Consider the following 15589-nt stretch of genomic DNA (forward strand, 5'->3'; position numbering starts at 1 on the left):
TGCGGGCCGGCTAGATTGCCGCAGTTCAGGGGTGCCACGTCCGGTAAAATTTCCTCAATGGGAAGCCTAGAGAAAGGGCCCGGCGATGTCTGAACCATTGGCTGTCGATCCTGCCGGCCTGACTGCAGCAGGGGCCAAGCTCCGCAACCTTGTTTTCCCGGTGCCTCCGTCGCCGATCACAGCGACCGGAACCGATTCGCTGTCGTCGGCGATCAACACCACTATGCCCGGGATTGAATCACTGACGGTCGACGGCTTACCTGCGGTTAAAGCGGCCCTCACCAGGACAGCGTCCAACATATCCACCGCGGCGGACGTATATACGAAAGCGGATCAGGCGCTGGGCGACGGTTTGACGCAATTCCTCTTCGGCTCGGCTGGCGACGCGTTTGGAGCCAGTGCGGCAGCAGACCCGACGGATCAGTTCGGCGGAGGGATGGGAGCGATGGCTTCGTCGCTGCTATCAAAATTCTCGCCGGAGCTCGGTCAGATGGCCGACCAGGTTATGGGCGGTCAGCTTCAACAGAACTTATCCGACCTGGCGCCACGACTCGCTGCCACCGTGCCGCAACTAGCCGAGATGGCCCCGCAGGCCGGTCAAATGGCGCAACAAATGTCGCCAATGATGATGCAAACCGTCACTCAAGTCGCGCAGCAAGCGGGCTCTCAGAGCGCCGCCCAGGGCAGCGCAGCGCCGGCGCAAATGGTCAGCGAAACAAGAAAAGACGGCGAGGACAAGGACTCGCAGCAGCAATCCGGCTTTGACTCCCCGCTCGGCGTCGAAGACGCCACACTCGTCCACAGCGTAGGGACCGCTTCGCCCCAAGTCGGCGCCGGTGCAACCGGTGGCACCCCGGCGAGCGCCCCGCTGGGCGGGTCACCGAGTGCGCCGCAGGGCGCCGGGGGAGGCACGCCGGGCAGCACCGTGCCAAAGCGTCTGGTCAGCCAGGCAACGCCGGAAGAAGCTGGGAACCAGCGGGCCGAGACCGGCGCAGCCGCCGGCCCCAACACTCGCTCCGACGCCCCCATAGTTTGATCTTCAAGCGATAGTTTGATCTTCGAGCGGACTCCGCGCTGCTCCTAGCCGCCCAAGCACGCATGCGCGCCGCCCGCAACGCGATAGCGGGTAACCAATATGCCTCTGCCACCACGATTCTCACGACGGCCGAGGCAACCGGATTCATCGTCGCGGCTGTTGCCCGCCCTGGCCTAGGACGCGTCCGACATGGCGCTGTCAAGTAGCCCAGCGACGTATTGCCAATACAGCCAGTCGGCCACGGCCGGACGCAGGGCTTGCGCGTCGGCCGCATTGTACGCCTGGTGCAGTGCGATATCTCTGGCGTGGGCAGCATAGGTGTGGAACGCCCGCAGGTGTGCGACCTCGCGGCCGCCGGCGGTGCTGGTCATGAACTTCATCAGGTCGAACCACATCATGGTCCGCCCATCTTCTGGCGGATTGGCATCAGCCGGAGCCGGGGGCAACAGATCAATCAAACGCACATCGCTGGTATCTGCCAGCCGAGCCGCCGCCTCAGGATCCACCACTTCCAGCCGAGACCGACCGACCATCTGGCCGCTCTCGGGGATGTCATCCGGCTCCAGCACAATCTTGGCTGCGCCGGGATCGGAGTTGGCCAACTGCTCCTTGGTACCGATTACCGCCCGCAGCTTGGTTGCGTGATGGGTCGCCCAGCCCTGGACGGCCATGATCGGGTAGGTAGCAGAGCGAGCCCGCTCTTCGGCAGGGACCGCATCATCAGCGCTAGCCATATGCACTGCTTTCGGTAACTCCACCCCGTCGGGAATATAGGCCAGCCCGTAGCTGTTGGCCACCACGATCTTTCCGTCGGTGGTCACCGCGGTTATCCAGAAGAATCCGAAGTCGCCCAGACCAGGGCTGTCGGACGCGTTTAGCGCAGCCGCTATGCGTCGCGCCAACGCCAACGGATCAGACTTCGCGCTGCGGCGGGTAGCTGCAGTCGCGGCGTCGCGCGCGGCCCGCGCCGCCGAAACCGGGACCGACACCGCCGCCGCCACATCGGGTGGCTCAGTGTCACGCGTGTCGTGCGTCGACGCCACATGACCAGCGAGACGTGTCGATGCGTGTTCGGTGCTCGGCGCCGCTGCCGTTGGCTTGACCGATCCCAACGGCGCCCGGCCAACCCCACCACGCGGGGTCGCGCCCGATGCCGTGGCCGGACCCGCGCTCAAGCCTCCGCCCGGTTTCGAGCCACCACCACCCATCGACGGGGCAGGTGCCGACCGCGCGGCGGGTACACCTACGCCACCGGCTGCGGCGGGCGCCACTCCAGTTGATGTGTCGTCTACTCGCGCCCCGGGCTGCAGTTGATGATCGACATGCCTACCCGGTGCTGGCGCATCGGTCGTTGTCGCTGCCGCCGGTTTCACATGAGGAGCGTCGTGCCCCGGGACGTCCGGCGTCGTGGGACTGGGTTTTCCAGGATCCGCCGGCGTTAAGGGCTGATTAGGCGAAGCAGGTGCGTCTGGGGCTGGCTGGGGCGCAGGTGCCGGAGATGGCGTGATGGGCGCCGAGTGCGGCGGTGCCACGGGAGCTGGCTGCGGCGCGGGTGTGACAGGCTGCGGCTGCGACGGTGTAACAGGGGCCGGCGTCGGCGTAACCGGATGCCCCGGCGTAACCGGCGTCCCCGGCGTAACCGGATGCACCGGCGTAACCGGCTTCCCCGGCGTAACCGGATGCACCGGTGTAGTCGGCTTCCCCGGCGTAACCGGATGCACCGGTGTGACCGGCTTCCCCGGCGTAACCGGATGCACCGGTGTGACCGGCTTCCCCGGCGTCGGTACGCCGGGCACCACCGGGGTGACCGGTCTCCCCGGCGTTCCTGGAGTGACCGGCGTGGGTGTCACGGGTCGGACCGGGGTTGGTGTGACCGGAATACCGGGCTTGCTCGGGATAACCGGCGGAACCGGCATTGGAATGAAAGGTGCCGGGGTTGGTCTCGGGATGTTCGGCCCGGTGCCCGGGGTCTCGACCACCAGCGTCGGTATGTCTGGAGGGGGTGGCGATTTCTGGTCGAGCAGGTCTTTCAAGGCATCGTTCGGCGGCTTCCAGTTCTTAGACGCCAGGACCTGCTCAGCGGCGTCGGAGACCACGCTGACATTGGCCACGTGTGTCGAGTTGACCAATTCATTAATTGCGGCGGCGCGCTCGTCGGCGTCCATCTCAGCGTCATTCTCTAGGACGATGATGTCCCTATGAGCCCCGTCGACATTGTTGCCGATAGCCGACTTAGCTTGCGCAATTAACCCGGCGATATGCCGGTGCCAGGTAATCGCCGTTGCGAGATAATCCTGCAGCGTCATCAATTGATTGATATTCGCGCCGAGCGCGCCGCTGGCGGCATTGGCGGCACCGCCCAACCAAACACCAGTGTCGAAGACTAGGCCCTTCTGGTACCGGGTTGTCTCCAAAACATCGGTGACCTTCCACAAAACCTGGTTGAACTCTTGTGCGCGGTCATAGAAGATGTCCTCATTGGCGTCTGGCCACCCGCCCGGATTGAGCATCTGCTCGGCATACTCACCCGTCGGCTTCGAAATACCCATCGTCTATTCACCTCCCAGCAACTGCCCGGCCACATCGATCACCTCTGTCGCCGAGCCCCACGCCACGGTGTCGGTCCGCCGAGCATCATCGATGTCCACGGTAATCGCGCGTTGAATTGGCACGCGTGCTGCGCAGCTTGGGCCCTCGGTCACGGTGTTACCTCCCGAATACGCTGTCGGCCGCTCGATGCTGATACCGCAGATCATGCTTATCAAGCGTAACCGACATTAAGGGCAGCTAGCTGCGGCAATTTAGCGATCAAAGCGGAACGTGGTGCGCACCCACACATGGCTGGCGGGGCTGGTCACCAATTCGTGCTCAGCCGCAATAATGGTCCGCCGATACCGCGCCGATCCGTGCCACGAACCCAATAACCAGCAACGTCGCTGAAATGCGTACTACGACGCTAATTCCTTCGAGTTCAGGCCGTCACAACGAGTGCTAAGCCGGCGGCGGTTCGCTGATCGCGCGGGAAAGGGCGGACAACCTCGCGGCGAGCTGCTCCCCCGCGACTTCGTTGTAAGCGGTTGCCGCGCCCTGCGCGTTCTGCAAGGCCTCGTTGATTCGAGCGGCAACCACCTCGTGGCCCAGCTCCCGCAAAGCGCCGCTTTCGATACGGATGCCGGTGAGCCACTGATACCCATTGATCGTTACTTCGACGGTCTTTTCTTGGTCCGAAGCCTTGAAAACTCCGTCGTTCATTCGGTTGAACTGCCCGTCCAGGGCCGACTGAAATTGCCCCAGCAGAGCCAGTGTCCGAGCTTGCGCTGGATCCAAATCCATTACTTTGACTCCTTGCTGTCTTGGCGGCGGCGATTACCGATGACGGCCTCAGTCCACGCCCGATCCTCGGTGTAAAGCGCTTCGTCGTCTTGCTGAGTGCCCTTGGTTTTGGCACTTCCGTGTCCCGCACCATGAGCGCCCATCGGCATTCCCATGCCACCGCCGCCCATCGCACCGCCGGCGGGGCCGGCGCCACGACCCGCCCCTGCGATGTCGGTCGTCGCAGCGGGCCGCACAGATTCGGCGTCGATCGCGGGCGCCAGCGGCGCCGCCGACGCGCCTCCGATTCCCCCGCCGCCGAGCGACATCGGCTTCATCCCGGCACCCGCTGCCGCCGGCGCATGCGCCGCTTCCTGCACGGCACTGGTCAGCTCCGCGCCCGTGGCAGCCGGCGCGCCGCCACTGGACCCGCCCATGGGGGGCATCATGGGCGGCGTGAGGCCCCCGCCAGCGCCATTCTGCAAACCGCTCATCACGAAGCCGGGTATCAGACCCTGTTGACTCGGGTCCGGCGGCGGGTCGATTTTGACCGCGGCGGCCGGTTTCGGTGGCTGCACTGCCTCGAGAATGCAGTTGCTGTTGTACTGGGACAGGACGTCATCAGACTTTTGCTGATACGTCGCATAGGTCTGCATGAGTTGCCGTCTGGTGTTCTCGTCGGTGGTCGAGTTGTATTTCGCTTCGAGCGCCTGGACGTCATACAGTTTGGGGTGGTTTGTATAGGCCGTGCGCTGCGAATCCGCCACGAAGCCGCCCTGCTTAGCCATCGCGACGCTGGTTTGCGCCATCCGGTCTAGCCACTCGCTTTGTTGTTCCATTGAAGCCGTAACCGCGGCCGCCGCGTCGCCCGTCCAATCCTGGAAGGGCCGGAAACGCTTTTTCATTTCCTGCAACTTTAGGTTGTAACTAACCCATGCATCCCTAAAGTTTTTGGCTGATGCCCCCTGGTCAGGTTGTCCGATTTGGGTGGCGGCCGTTTTGAGATCGGTGAAGTTGGGTTCGCCTGATTGCACGGTCGGAGTGTCACCTAACGCGGCCGCGCCGTCACTCCCCGTCCCGGCCGAATGGGCCGACACGGAACCTTGGCCGTCGTTGTTCATGACCTGCGCCGACTCCTCATCAACCTCCCCATAGGCCTTGGCCGCGTTCCGCATGGACTGCGCCAGCTTCTTCCACTCCTGATAGCCCGCCGCAAGGTAGGTCCGCATGTTGTCGGCGTTCAAATTGAGTTGTTGGGCCGCGTTGACTGCGACCTGAAGAGCGCACGCGTCGGCAACTACGTCGGTTGGTGCTGCCGTCATCGCTGACTCCACCTCGGCGGCTCTGGCCAGGATCTCGGTCTGCTCCACCGTCATCGTCTGCGGTTGTGTCATGTCACATCAGCCTCCTTAGTGCTACAGACATTATCGTCGCTGATGTCAGTGGTTGCCGCACTAAATTCTTGCGTCCCGGTGTCATATCCCGTGCGGGCGGTAGCCCACGGCAGCGAGTCGGTACCCAGATTGTGCTGCTCAGCGTGGCTATCACAGCTCGTCGCTACTTCGGTAGCGCCATCTGGTAGTGGCTTTCCTCGGGTGGGGAAATCCGGCGGATCGGCAACTCGCGATGCCGCGGAGTGCCGATGATGTCGTGCTTAAGTAGCACCGGCTCGCTGCCGGGGTGGGGGCCGAGGTAGGTCGTCGCATTCGGCCACGCCACCTTCGCCACCGACCCGGTGTGTCCGCCGATCAGCCCGGCGAATTTCTCGAATTGCTGTCCGAGTGTGACGATGCCCCCTGCGGCCGCTGCCCGCACCGCGAACTGCGTGAACGTCTGGGCGTCACCCAAGCTGATGCTCACGTCGACGTCGTCGAACGGCATGTAGACCGGGCATCGGTTCACCGTCTCGCCGACGAGTACACCCGCTGATCCGATGGGCAGCTGGCAATGCTGGTAGGCGACGAAGAGCCGGCCTAGCAATGCCGGCTGCTGGCCACCGAGCAGGCGATAAAACCCGCGTGGCGTTTTTGGTTTCCCGAGCGTCGTCAGCACCACTGTGGCCTGCGGTGTCTTCCCGGGAGCCACCCGGACCCTGGTGATCGTGTGGTCGGCCCGCGCCGACCACCACGCATCCGGACCAGCGGGCGCGGTGTAGGCGACGCTATAGGCGTCTCGCCCCCGGATCATCGACCACTTCTCCCGCACGAAGCCTACGTCGGTAGCGTGGTCGACGTCGTCGAAGCTGCGTCCACAGACCGCGTCCACGCCATGGCTCGCCAACTGATCTGCGATACGCGTCGTGGCCGCGACCAGATACCGGGCCAGCCCCGCGACGCCGGCGTCACGCCGCTGCGCAGACTTTCGGGTGCGCACCGGGTCGGCCCGCAGCATGATCCAGGTCCGGCGATGCGCGGGCGCCGGGTCGGCACCGATCACCTGCTGGTACAGGTTCACGACGTCTGGTGACGCGGTGTGGCCGACACGGTAACCCGCCGACACGACAACGGCCTCCAAGTCCGGACAGTGCACCGACAGCAGGTGCTCCAACAGCCGGGTCTCCAGCACGTCGTCGGTCTGCGCTTCCCCATCGACGATGACCGTCGGGGTAAATGGTCTGGGAATCAGTTCGACGACCGAGACCAGAAACCCGTCTTGCCAGCGCACAGCAACGTGATCTGCCGGTTTCACGGTGGCACCGACCACCGGCTCCGACGGGGTGTCCAGCGGCTTACGACGACGCCGGAAAAATAAATAGAGCGCCATCAGCCAGCCGCTTAGCCGGCGTCCGGAAAATTGGACCAGGGTCAGGATGACGACCAGCGACACCAGCGCAATGCTGTGCCACCAGTATTGGGTGTGGGCGGACAACATAATGCAGGGCGGGGCCAACGCCGCAACGAGCAGTGCACGCCCCGTGCTGAAACGTAGCCGTATTGGATTCCTCATTGGCGTCGTAGCGCCCGCCCAACCAATACACCCAGTCCCAGCGCCATCGACAAGCCCAAGATCCCCAGCGCCACAAACATGATCGGCCTGCGATCGGGGCCCGGTGTGATGACCGGCGGCGGAACTCTTCTGACGTTGAACGGCTCTGACGCAGGACCCAGCGGAATATCCCAGGTAAGCGCTGCCACGGCATTGATGACACCCGCGCCGACGGCGTCGTCGACGCCGCCTCCGGGATGGCGAGCGGTGGCGGTGATCCGGTTAATGATCTGCGCCGGCGTCAGGTCGGGAAACCGCTGTCGCAGCAGGGCCGCCAGACCGGAGACATATGCGGCGGCGAACGAGGTGCCGGCAATGGGGACCGGCCCCTCCTTACCTTGCAGCGCGTTCACCGGTTCACCGTGATAGCCCAGCGCGACAATGTTTTCCGCCGGCGCCGCGACGCCTACCCATGGTCCGTGTACCGAGAACTGGCTCGGCATCCCGTTCTGTGCGATACCGCCGACGGTGAGCACCAAGGGTGCGTACCAGGCCGGTGTGACGATGGTCTGCACCTTGCTCCAGCCGCGTGGGTCGTTGGGCGTTGACGGGTCAGGCATCGGATTCTGCGTGCAATCCCCGCCGGTGTTGCCGGCCGCGACGATGATCACCACGCCCTTAGCGTTGACCGCATAGTTGATCGCTGCTCCCAACGTCGATTCATCGAGCGGCCTATTCGCCTTGTAGCAGGCAGCTTCGCTGATATTGATCACGCCCGCACCAAGATTGGCGGCGTGCACCACCGCGCGGGCCAGGCTGCGGACAGACCCAGCCGCTGGTGTCGAGTTGGGATCATTGGCGTTGGGTTGCGCGCCGACCGGCTGAAAAGCCTCTGAGGTTTGTCGCAGCGAGAGCAGACGCACGTCGGGCGCGACGCCGATGAATCCGTCGGTGGGCGCGGGTCGGCCGCCGATGATGGAAGCGGTCAGCGTTCCATGCGCGTCGCAATCGGATAGCCCGTTGCCGGCTTGATCGACGAAGTCACCACCGGGTTCCGCCGGGACCCGCGGCGAGGCCTCGACGCCGGTGTCGATCACGGCCACTGTCACCCCGGCCCCGGTTGCGAACTTGTGCGCGTCACTGACGCCTATGTAGGTGTTGCTCCAGGGCGGATCGTGGAAACTGGAATCCGGCAGCGTTGTAGGCGCCGAGCACATCACCTTCTGCTCAGTGGGCTGGTCGGGCCCCGTCACATCGGGCGGCACTGCGCCCGGGTCGATCGAGGGTGGGCTGATCGCCAGCGCAGGAGGCGCGAACAGCAACGCCAGCGCTACCGTCATCAGCAAGATACGGTGCACCCCCGACTACTCCGTTCATGTCGCTAGCTGCTGCGCTGGTCTGGCTCCTCACGCGTGGCTGCTCGAGAACGATCTGCTCGGGCATTGGGCCTGCGTGACGCACCTGCGTGCATTTTAGACTTAACAGTTAGGTAATCCGCGGTGGTCTTAGCTAAGGTCGGCCGAACTGCCTCGGCCGGCCCACGCGTCGAGGCGCAACTCGCCTTTAGGGTAGGCGATTGTCTCTGCTCGGCATCGCAAGTCCTAACAGCGCGTCCACCCCAGGAACTGAAATTTTCGCCTGTGATGCGAAGACGTCAATTGACAAGTAGTCAACAACGGGCCGGCCGGATCGTTCTCGGCGGCGCGGACTGCCTGGGCGGATGTGGTGGTTCTGCAGCGCGACACCGCATCACACTCAAAGCACTACCTGCACATGCTTTTCCGCGCACGCATCGATGACCGCGGCGACCACGTCCTGGGCGTGCAGCGCTTGCAGGTCTTCGACTGTCACCGAGCCCTTCACGCTGCGGTGCGCAGCGGCGAGCCGCGAGTCCCGCAGCCGCTCGGCTCGCTCCACCACATTGCGCGCGAATCGCCCGTTCTGCATGACATCGATACCGTGCCTGCCGTCGGGCGCGCGGTAGGCACGTAACGTCGCACACGCGGTGTTCAACGCTTCGCCGGCGGCCGGCTCGAGTACGGTGGCGCGCGGCTTCCCGTAGCGGATCGCGATTTCAACTAGCTCATCGGGTGTGTAGGACGCGAACCGCAACTTGCGGTTAAACCGGCCCGCCAGACCGGGGTTCACGGTGAGAAACTCATCGACTTCCTTCTCATACCCCGCGCCGATGAAGCAGAAGTCGAATCGGTGCACCTCGAGCGCCACCAACAGCTGGTTGACGGCTTCCATGCCGATCATGTCTGGGCGCCCGTCCTGGTGACGCTCCACCAACGAATAGAACTCATCCATGAACAGGACGCGGCCCAGCGAGCGGCCGATGAGTTCGTTGGTCTTGGGACCCGAGGCGCCGATGTGTTCGCCACAAAAGTCGGCCCGCTTGACCTCGATAATCTCGGGATGACGCACGATGCCCAGCCCGGCGTATATCTTTCCCAGCGCCTCGGCAGTGGTGGTCTTGCCGGTACCAGGCGGTCCCACCAGCAGCATGTGGTTGGTCTGATTGGCCACCGGAAGCCCGGCAGCCAGCCGCAGCGCCCGGACCTCGATCTGATCCTCCAGCTCGGCCACCGCACGTTTGACTTCGGCCAACCCGACTTGATTGTCGAGCAGCTCACGGCCTTCCTCCAAGAGTTCGCTGCGCCGCTCTTCGTGCTCCTCCTCGCGCCGCTGCTGCGCGGATCGCTGGGTGCTCACGTCCCATTTGTTCGTGCGGGTTTTGATGTCGTCCTCGTCGGTGACCACGAGCTGTAGCGCTGGGTCGGCTAGCGCCTGCTTGGCGGACTCCATCAGCACACCGTTGATCGTGGCCTTCGACAACCAAATCTGCGCCGCATGTTCGTCGCCGAGCTGGCGATGCGCCATCCCGCGCACGTAGCTCAGATCAGCTGCGATCAACGGAAATTCAGCTGCATCGATTGCGGTGTCGGGGTGTTGACGACGCGACTCGGTCGGGCCGAGATATCCCGCGCGTAGCTCGACGCGGTCAACCCAGTCGAGCGCGACACGCGCCTGACCCAGATGAGCAGCGGCATGGGCAGCCAAGGTGCTGGTTGCGGCGGTGACCGCCGACATGATGATTGCTTGCGGCGGTAAAATCGCCGCCGCGACCGAGATCACGTCCGGCCAGCGCTGGGTAGCGAACATCAAGTAGGCCTCGATGTGCTGCTGCCATTGGTGATTCTCCCAAGTGTCCAGCAGAGATGAATCCGCCAGCAACGCTTCGGCTTTGTCGTACTGACGATCATCAATGAATGCACTGCAAAGCGCTAGGCCCGCATGCGATGCCTCGGTCACCGAAATCGACAGATACGGCCCGGCTTTGATCGGCGCCGACAGGCGCACGCCCAGCCGGTTAAGCTCCCGGTGCAGCCGGGCCCCGCACATGTAGAGCTGCTGTACTGTCGACAATGCCTCGTCACCGGCAGCGATCCGGCCGAGCCAGGCGTCGGCCATCGACGGGTCGATCTGCGTAGCCTCCTGGAACTGCACGCGGGCAGCCGCGCTATCGCTATCGAGTAGCGCCATCGCTTGATCGAACCGCTTGCGTGCGGCCGCCGTCGTGGTGCTGCTGGTCTTGTTGGTCATTGGAGTCCGTCCACCGGCTCGAGCTCAGCGCTTGGCAACATTGCCGGCTCAGACACTACGTAGCGGTTCTCGGCCCGGAACAACTCAACCTCCACCGTATGCACCTGACCGGCAGCCGTTACTTCCACCGTCGCCGGACCTGTCTGTGTGATCAGTACATCGGCGCTGCCCCGGTACGACTCGCCTGGTTTCCCTACGGAGACAACCGTGTTCGGACGCGGCGTCGGCGTAATAGTTCCGTCCACAACACTGACCATGGTGCCCGACACTGGCTTGGGCTGATCGCTGACGACAATATCGAGCATGCGAATACTGGCCCACCGCTGCGTGTTTCGCGTGTGCACCGTGATCCGGTCGCCGGCCCCGGCCATTCGGATCACGAACCGTTTGGCCAACGAATCCTCGGCGACGATGTGCACTCGGCTGAAGTCACCCGCGTCGTCCAACGGCAGCATCATCCGATTTCCACCACCGACCTTGCCTAGCAGCACGCCCGACGGCCCGAGTGAGATGACGAACGGTCTGTGCAGCGTTCCACGACGGATGCCGTGCAACGGCGGCATCGGACCGCACAGATTGGCCGCGATAGCCTGTGCCTGTTCGCCCGGCAATGTGCGTAGCATCATGCTCGGCGGGGCAGTCGGCGGTTGTGCGGTACGCACCGTCACCGTGGCGGTGGCAGTAGCAGGGTCAAGGCCGAAAAGCGTGATGTTCTGGACGATCCCGTCGGCGCGCATCGACCAAGCTTGGGCTAGTTTCTCCGCGGTGATGTCGGCCGGGGAGTACCAATAGGTGGTCAACCAGCCCTGGATGACCCCGTCGCCGCGCACCGAGTGCCAGCGCCTATTGCGCACCTCTACCGCCGATCGCCCTAGCCGCCGTTCCATTTCGACGATGTCGGTAGCGGTCGCTACTTTCGCACGGATACCCCGTTGGCGCATCGCCGCAGTGATCCGCTGTGCGGCCGCTAGCGTCGCGGTGCCAACCGAGGTACGCCACCGTAGGGCCTCAGCATTGTCGAGGGCTGAAATTCGCACAATGAGCCAGGTTTCCCGCTGACCGGCGTAAGGTGGTGTGCCGATCAGCGTGTCGTACACCCTTGGGTAGTCGCCGACGCTGCGCCGACGGGCCCCGGCACTGATCACACTCAGCGAATCGACAGTCAGGCCAAGGCTTTGACGCAGCAACGGCAGCAAATCAGTTATGTCGAATGAATTTTCGGTGTACGTCGAAGTCGATCCGGTGAACAGGGTTGGCGTATGGGCCTTCCCAAGCAGTTGCACCGCCGCTACCGCGACGCCGTCCTGGTACCGAACTCCACCGCCAGCACGATCATTGACTACCGTGCGCGGTTCGCTCCACTCAATTGTTCGTTTCCGCCGGCACCACAGGATCATCCATGACCACAACGGCTGACGCCGCCACCGCAGCACGCCGACGACAATTCCGATCACCGAACCGAAAGCAGCACCAACGTATCCACCTGCCATCCACCCGACCAGCACCGAAACAAAGATGCCGCCGATGACCGCCAGCTTGGTCGTGTCCGTCATTGCTCTCGCCGGGCCCGAGCAATGAGCGAAGCCACCGTGACGGCGGCCCCAATCAGGCCGGCGAATACCAGCGCCATATTGCGAGCGCGGTGGTCAGGAGGTGGCGGCGGCGCGGCCGGCTTGAGCACACGAGCCGAAGCCGCGGGTGGAAGCCGTTCCCCCACAGGCACATCAAAAGTAAGCGCGGCCACCGGGTCGACGACACCGTAACCGACTTGGTTGTCGACTCCGCGTGGCGGATTGTGTGCCGTCTGCAAAATCCGGTTGATCACCTGGTGGGCAGACAGCCCCGGATACTTGGCTCGCACTAACGCTGCGACTCCACTGACGTACGCCGCTGAAAAGCTGGTGCCCCAGATCGGCATGTTCACCTCGCCCGGGTGGATCGGTGGGTAGGCATTCACCGGTCCCCCTGTTTCGGGCGACAATCCCATAATCCCGACGCCGGGTGCCGCGGCTGCCACCCAAGGCCCGGCCAGGCTCTTGCTGATCGGTGCGCCCGTGTTGTCCACGGCGGCCACCGACAGCACGTAATCAGCGAACCAGGACGGCGATGACACGGTTTTGACTTGATGCCAGTCGCGAGGATCGGACGCGTTTAACGGGTCGAATGAAGCGTTTTGGGCGCAACCGTCTTCGCTGTCGTTGCCTGCCGCTGCGACGATCACCGCGTCCTTAACGGTGGCGGCGTACCAGACGGCAGCGCCGATGGCGCCTTGATCCAGCGGATCGGCTGCGGATACACACGCGGTCACGCTGACGTTGATCACCTTGGCCCCCATGTTGGCGGCGTGCACGATGGCACTGGCCAGCGTTGCGACGGTGCCGGCCTTCTTGCGGCCCTCCCTGTCACCGGGCCCGGGGTTGACCGGTTCGTATGCGCGCGAGGACTGCCGAATGGACATGATCACGGCATGCGGTGCAACGCCGACAATGCCGTCGGGCGTACCTGGCGGCGGTGGCGGCACCTCGGGATCGTCGGGCTGCTCGGTGCGGGGGTCCCCCGGCCCGTTGGACGGTGCATCTGGCGGCGGAGCCGGCACGGTTTGGGTGACCGTCACCGGAGTGGGCGGCGGCGGTGGTGCCGGCGGCGGCGGTGGTCCGCCAGGCGGTACTGGTCCTGAGTCGATCGCCGGTGGTCCGGCCGGCGGCGGAAAGGCGGGAGCGCTGGGCATCCGAGGGGGCATCGGAGTACCTTGCGGAGCCGCACCAATTACGGACGCCACGATGGTGCCGTGCGCGTCGCAGTCCGTTAACCCGTCACCACCCATGATGTAGTCGCCGCCGGCCACCACGGATAGCCGCCGACTCGGATTGATGCCGGTATCGATCACGGCTACCGGCACCCCATTACCGGTCGAATACTGCCAGGCCTTGCTGATGTTTAGCATCGTGAACCCGGGCGCGGGGAGCGCCACATTGGGATCGGCAACAGTAATCGTTCGGGCGCAGGCAAAGCTCTGCCGCATCGGCTGCTCTGCGGTTGGTTTGCCGTCGGCCGGTACCCGGCTAGGATCAATAGTCGGCGGCGGAATCGCCTGTACTGCTGGGAAATTCGTCAATGCCACGACGACCAAACCCACCAGCGCCAGCGCACCGACCCGCTGCGTCGATCTCCGTGGAGCCGCTGGAGCCATCCGGGTCATCGCATACGTACCCAGGCAAATAGTCCGCCGATCCATGCGGCCAGCGGTAGCGCCGCGATGATCGCTGCTATCTCCACCCATTCGGCGGTCATCCGTACCAGTGGAGTGAACCTGGTGATCGGTATCAATAGCGCCGCCAGCAGCCCGGCGCCGCCGAACCCGGCCAATATCAACGCGCTCCACAGCACCGAGTAATCGGACGCGGCGGGCTGGTGCACAACGTATTTGACGACGCCGGCGCACAGCGCAGCCGCGGCCCCGCATACCAGCGCGACGGCCTGCCGTTTGTCGGCATAGGCACGTCCGCGGCTGATGAAAATCACCACAAACAGTCCAGCCAGCACAGCGGCCGCCGTGCTGCGGTGGCAACCCGGCGCGCACGTGGCCCACACCGCGGCCGGCAACGTGAGCGCAGTGCCTACGCATATCCCAGTGAGGACGCTGTTGGCGCGAATCGCCGCCGCCGCGATCGTTGCGCCGCGCGCGGTAGTATCCGGATTGACCTCTTCGTCGGCGCCCGCACCCACGACCCCGTCGGCCGCCTCGTCGACAGGGGAGACCGCATCTGCCGGCAAACCGGGGCTGCGGTGGAACAGATCACGCCCGGTGATGGACCCAAAGTATGGCGGCCGGATCCGCGCGACCCACAGTGCGATCGTCGGGGCCAGGGTCAGCAACAACAGCAACGCGACCAGCGTGCACATCCCCAGCCATTGAGCAGGAACCGGCCACCACATCCGGGCAGCGGCCACCGACCCGGCGAGACCGCACAGTGTCACGACTGTCGCCGCCACCGTGATATGGCGCCGCATCGCCGTGGCGATTCCACACGTTAGGACCGCGCCAGCCAGGGCCGCGATAAATAGGTGCGCGGACCCGAGTTTCCCGGGCGCGCTACAGGCGAGGCTTGCTGAAAGCAACGGCACCGCAAGCCAACCGAGTGCGTTGATCATGTCGGCGCGATGCGGCCACCAACGCCACGCCGTGCCCGCACCCCCGGCCGCCAATAGACCGGCGGCACCGGTCACGATGCTGGGCACTAAAGAGTCCGTGGCGATGCGTTGCCGCACGGCCACGGCCAGCGCCACCACCGAAACCATCGCAAGGATGACAAGTGCCGTGTGCGAGGCGGTTTGGACAGTGACCGGTTCGAACAACTTCTTACCGATCCGGGCGAGTCCGGTGGACAACGACTCATACTGTGGCTCGAATGATTCGCCTTCCGCCGCAGGAACCAGTGCGAGCGTGGCACCGTCCTCGACGCCGAGTTCGTCGAGCGTCTTGGTGATATCCAGCCGCACGCCGTTGGCCTTGTGCAGTTCGTATCCGACACCGGGTTCGAGCCCGCTGAGCCCTCGGCGCTTGAGTTCATCGTTGAGCAGCTCGATGACGTTGTCGATGAAAACCTCGATCGGTACGGATGCCGGATATACCTGCGAAACGAGATGTTCTCCACATACGACGGCAACCGCACAACGAGCCGGAAACGAGACCTTACCCATCACTTGTGT

Annotated in this window: 10 protein-coding genes; 1 reads left to right on the forward strand and 9 read right to left on the reverse strand. The window is 64.4% G+C overall.

The window, feature by feature from the left end; all coding sequences use genetic code 11:
• The first annotated feature begins 85 nt into the window (after positions 1-85).
• Positions 86-1036: a hypothetical protein gene (locus B586_RS19495; protein WP_054879072.1), complete on the forward strand. Its 951-nt coding sequence runs from the start codon at positions 86-88 to the stop codon at positions 1034-1036.
• A 173-nt stretch (positions 1037-1209) separates the two neighbouring features.
• Here B586_RS19495 and B586_RS22360 read toward each other — a convergent pair whose 3' ends face one another.
• The 9 genes from B586_RS22360 to eccD all read right to left on the reverse strand — a co-directional run bounded on the left by B586_RS22360 (position 1210) and on the right by eccD (position 15580).
• Positions 1210-3585, reverse strand: coding sequence for a secretion protein EspK (locus B586_RS22360; protein ID WP_054879071.1), 2376 nt, complete (start codon positions 3583-3585; stop codon positions 1210-1212).
• Between the two features lie 442 nt (positions 3586-4027).
• Positions 4028-4369 (reverse strand): YbaB/EbfC family nucleoid-associated protein, encoded by a 342-nt coding sequence (locus B586_RS19510; RefSeq protein ID WP_047315636.1) that lies wholly within the window; start codon positions 4367-4369, stop codon positions 4028-4030.
• Positions 4369-5742, reverse strand: a complete 1374-nt coding sequence (espB, locus tag B586_RS19515) for an EspB family ESX-1 secretion system-associated protein (protein WP_047315637.1) — start codon at positions 5740-5742, stop codon at positions 4369-4371. The genes B586_RS19510 and espB overlap by 1 nt, the downstream gene beginning before the upstream one ends.
• Before the next feature lie 163 nt (positions 5743-5905).
• Positions 5906-7294 (reverse strand): type VII secretion protein EccE, encoded by a 1389-nt coding sequence (gene eccE, locus B586_RS19520; RefSeq protein WP_054879070.1) that lies wholly within the window; start codon positions 7292-7294, stop codon positions 5906-5908.
• Entirely contained in the window at positions 7291-8631 is a 1341-nt protein-coding gene (gene mycP, locus B586_RS19525) for a type VII secretion-associated serine protease mycosin (RefSeq protein ID WP_047315639.1), read from the reverse strand. Before mycP (B586_RS19525) ends, eccE (B586_RS19520) begins: the two co-directional genes overlap by 4 nt.
• A 397-nt stretch (positions 8632-9028) precedes the next feature.
• Entirely contained in the window at positions 9029-10879 is a 1851-nt protein-coding gene (eccA, locus tag B586_RS19530; RefSeq protein ID WP_054879069.1) for a type VII secretion AAA-ATPase EccA, read from the reverse strand.
• Positions 10876-12432 (reverse strand): type VII secretion protein EccE, encoded by a 1557-nt coding sequence (eccE, locus tag B586_RS19535; protein WP_054879068.1) that lies wholly within the window; start codon positions 12430-12432, stop codon positions 10876-10878. The genes eccA and eccE (B586_RS19535) overlap by 4 nt, the downstream gene beginning before the upstream one ends.
• On the reverse strand, positions 12429-14069 hold the full coding sequence (gene mycP, locus B586_RS19540) for a type VII secretion-associated serine protease mycosin (protein ID WP_047315704.1): 1641 nt from the start codon (positions 14067-14069) through the stop codon (positions 12429-12431). The genes eccE (B586_RS19535) and mycP (B586_RS19540) overlap by 4 nt, the downstream gene beginning before the upstream one ends.
• Before the next feature lie 5 nt (positions 14070-14074).
• Positions 14075-15580, reverse strand: coding sequence for a type VII secretion integral membrane protein EccD (gene eccD / locus B586_RS19545; protein ID WP_269465130.1), 1506 nt, complete (start codon positions 15578-15580; stop codon positions 14075-14077).
• Positions 15581-15589 lie beyond the last annotated feature (9 nt).

This window comes from Mycobacterium haemophilum DSM 44634, from assembly GCF_000340435.2.
Lineage (GTDB): Bacteria > Actinomycetota > Actinomycetes > Mycobacteriales > Mycobacteriaceae > Mycobacterium > Mycobacterium haemophilum.

Coding starts and splice junctions, on each gene's coding strand:
- eccE (WP_054879070.1), bottom strand. CDS start 7,294: ATGAGGAATCCAATACGGCTACGTTTCAGCACGGGGCGTGCACTGCTC.
- mycP (WP_047315704.1), bottom strand. CDS start 14,069: ATGGCTCCAGCGGCTCCACGGAGATCGACGCAGCGGGTCGGTGCGCTG.
- eccD (WP_269465130.1), bottom strand. CDS start 15,580: ATGGGTAAGGTCTCGTTTCCGGCTCGTTGTGCGGTTGCCGTCGTATGT.
- eccE (WP_054879068.1), bottom strand. CDS start 12,432: ATGACGGACACGACCAAGCTGGCGGTCATCGGCGGCATCTTTGTTTCG.
- B586_RS19510 (WP_047315636.1), bottom strand. CDS start 4,369: ATGGATTTGGATCCAGCGCAAGCTCGGACACTGGCTCTGCTGGGGCAA.
- eccA (WP_054879069.1), bottom strand. CDS start 10,879: ATGACCAACAAGACCAGCAGCACCACGACGGCGGCCGCACGCAAGCGG.
- espB (WP_047315637.1), bottom strand. CDS start 5,742: ATGACACAACCGCAGACGATGACGGTGGAGCAGACCGAGATCCTGGCC.
- B586_RS19495 (WP_054879072.1), top strand. CDS start 86: ATGTCTGAACCATTGGCTGTCGATCCTGCCGGCCTGACTGCAGCAGGG.
- B586_RS22360 (WP_054879071.1), bottom strand. CDS start 3,585: ATGGGTATTTCGAAGCCGACGGGTGAGTATGCCGAGCAGATGCTCAAT.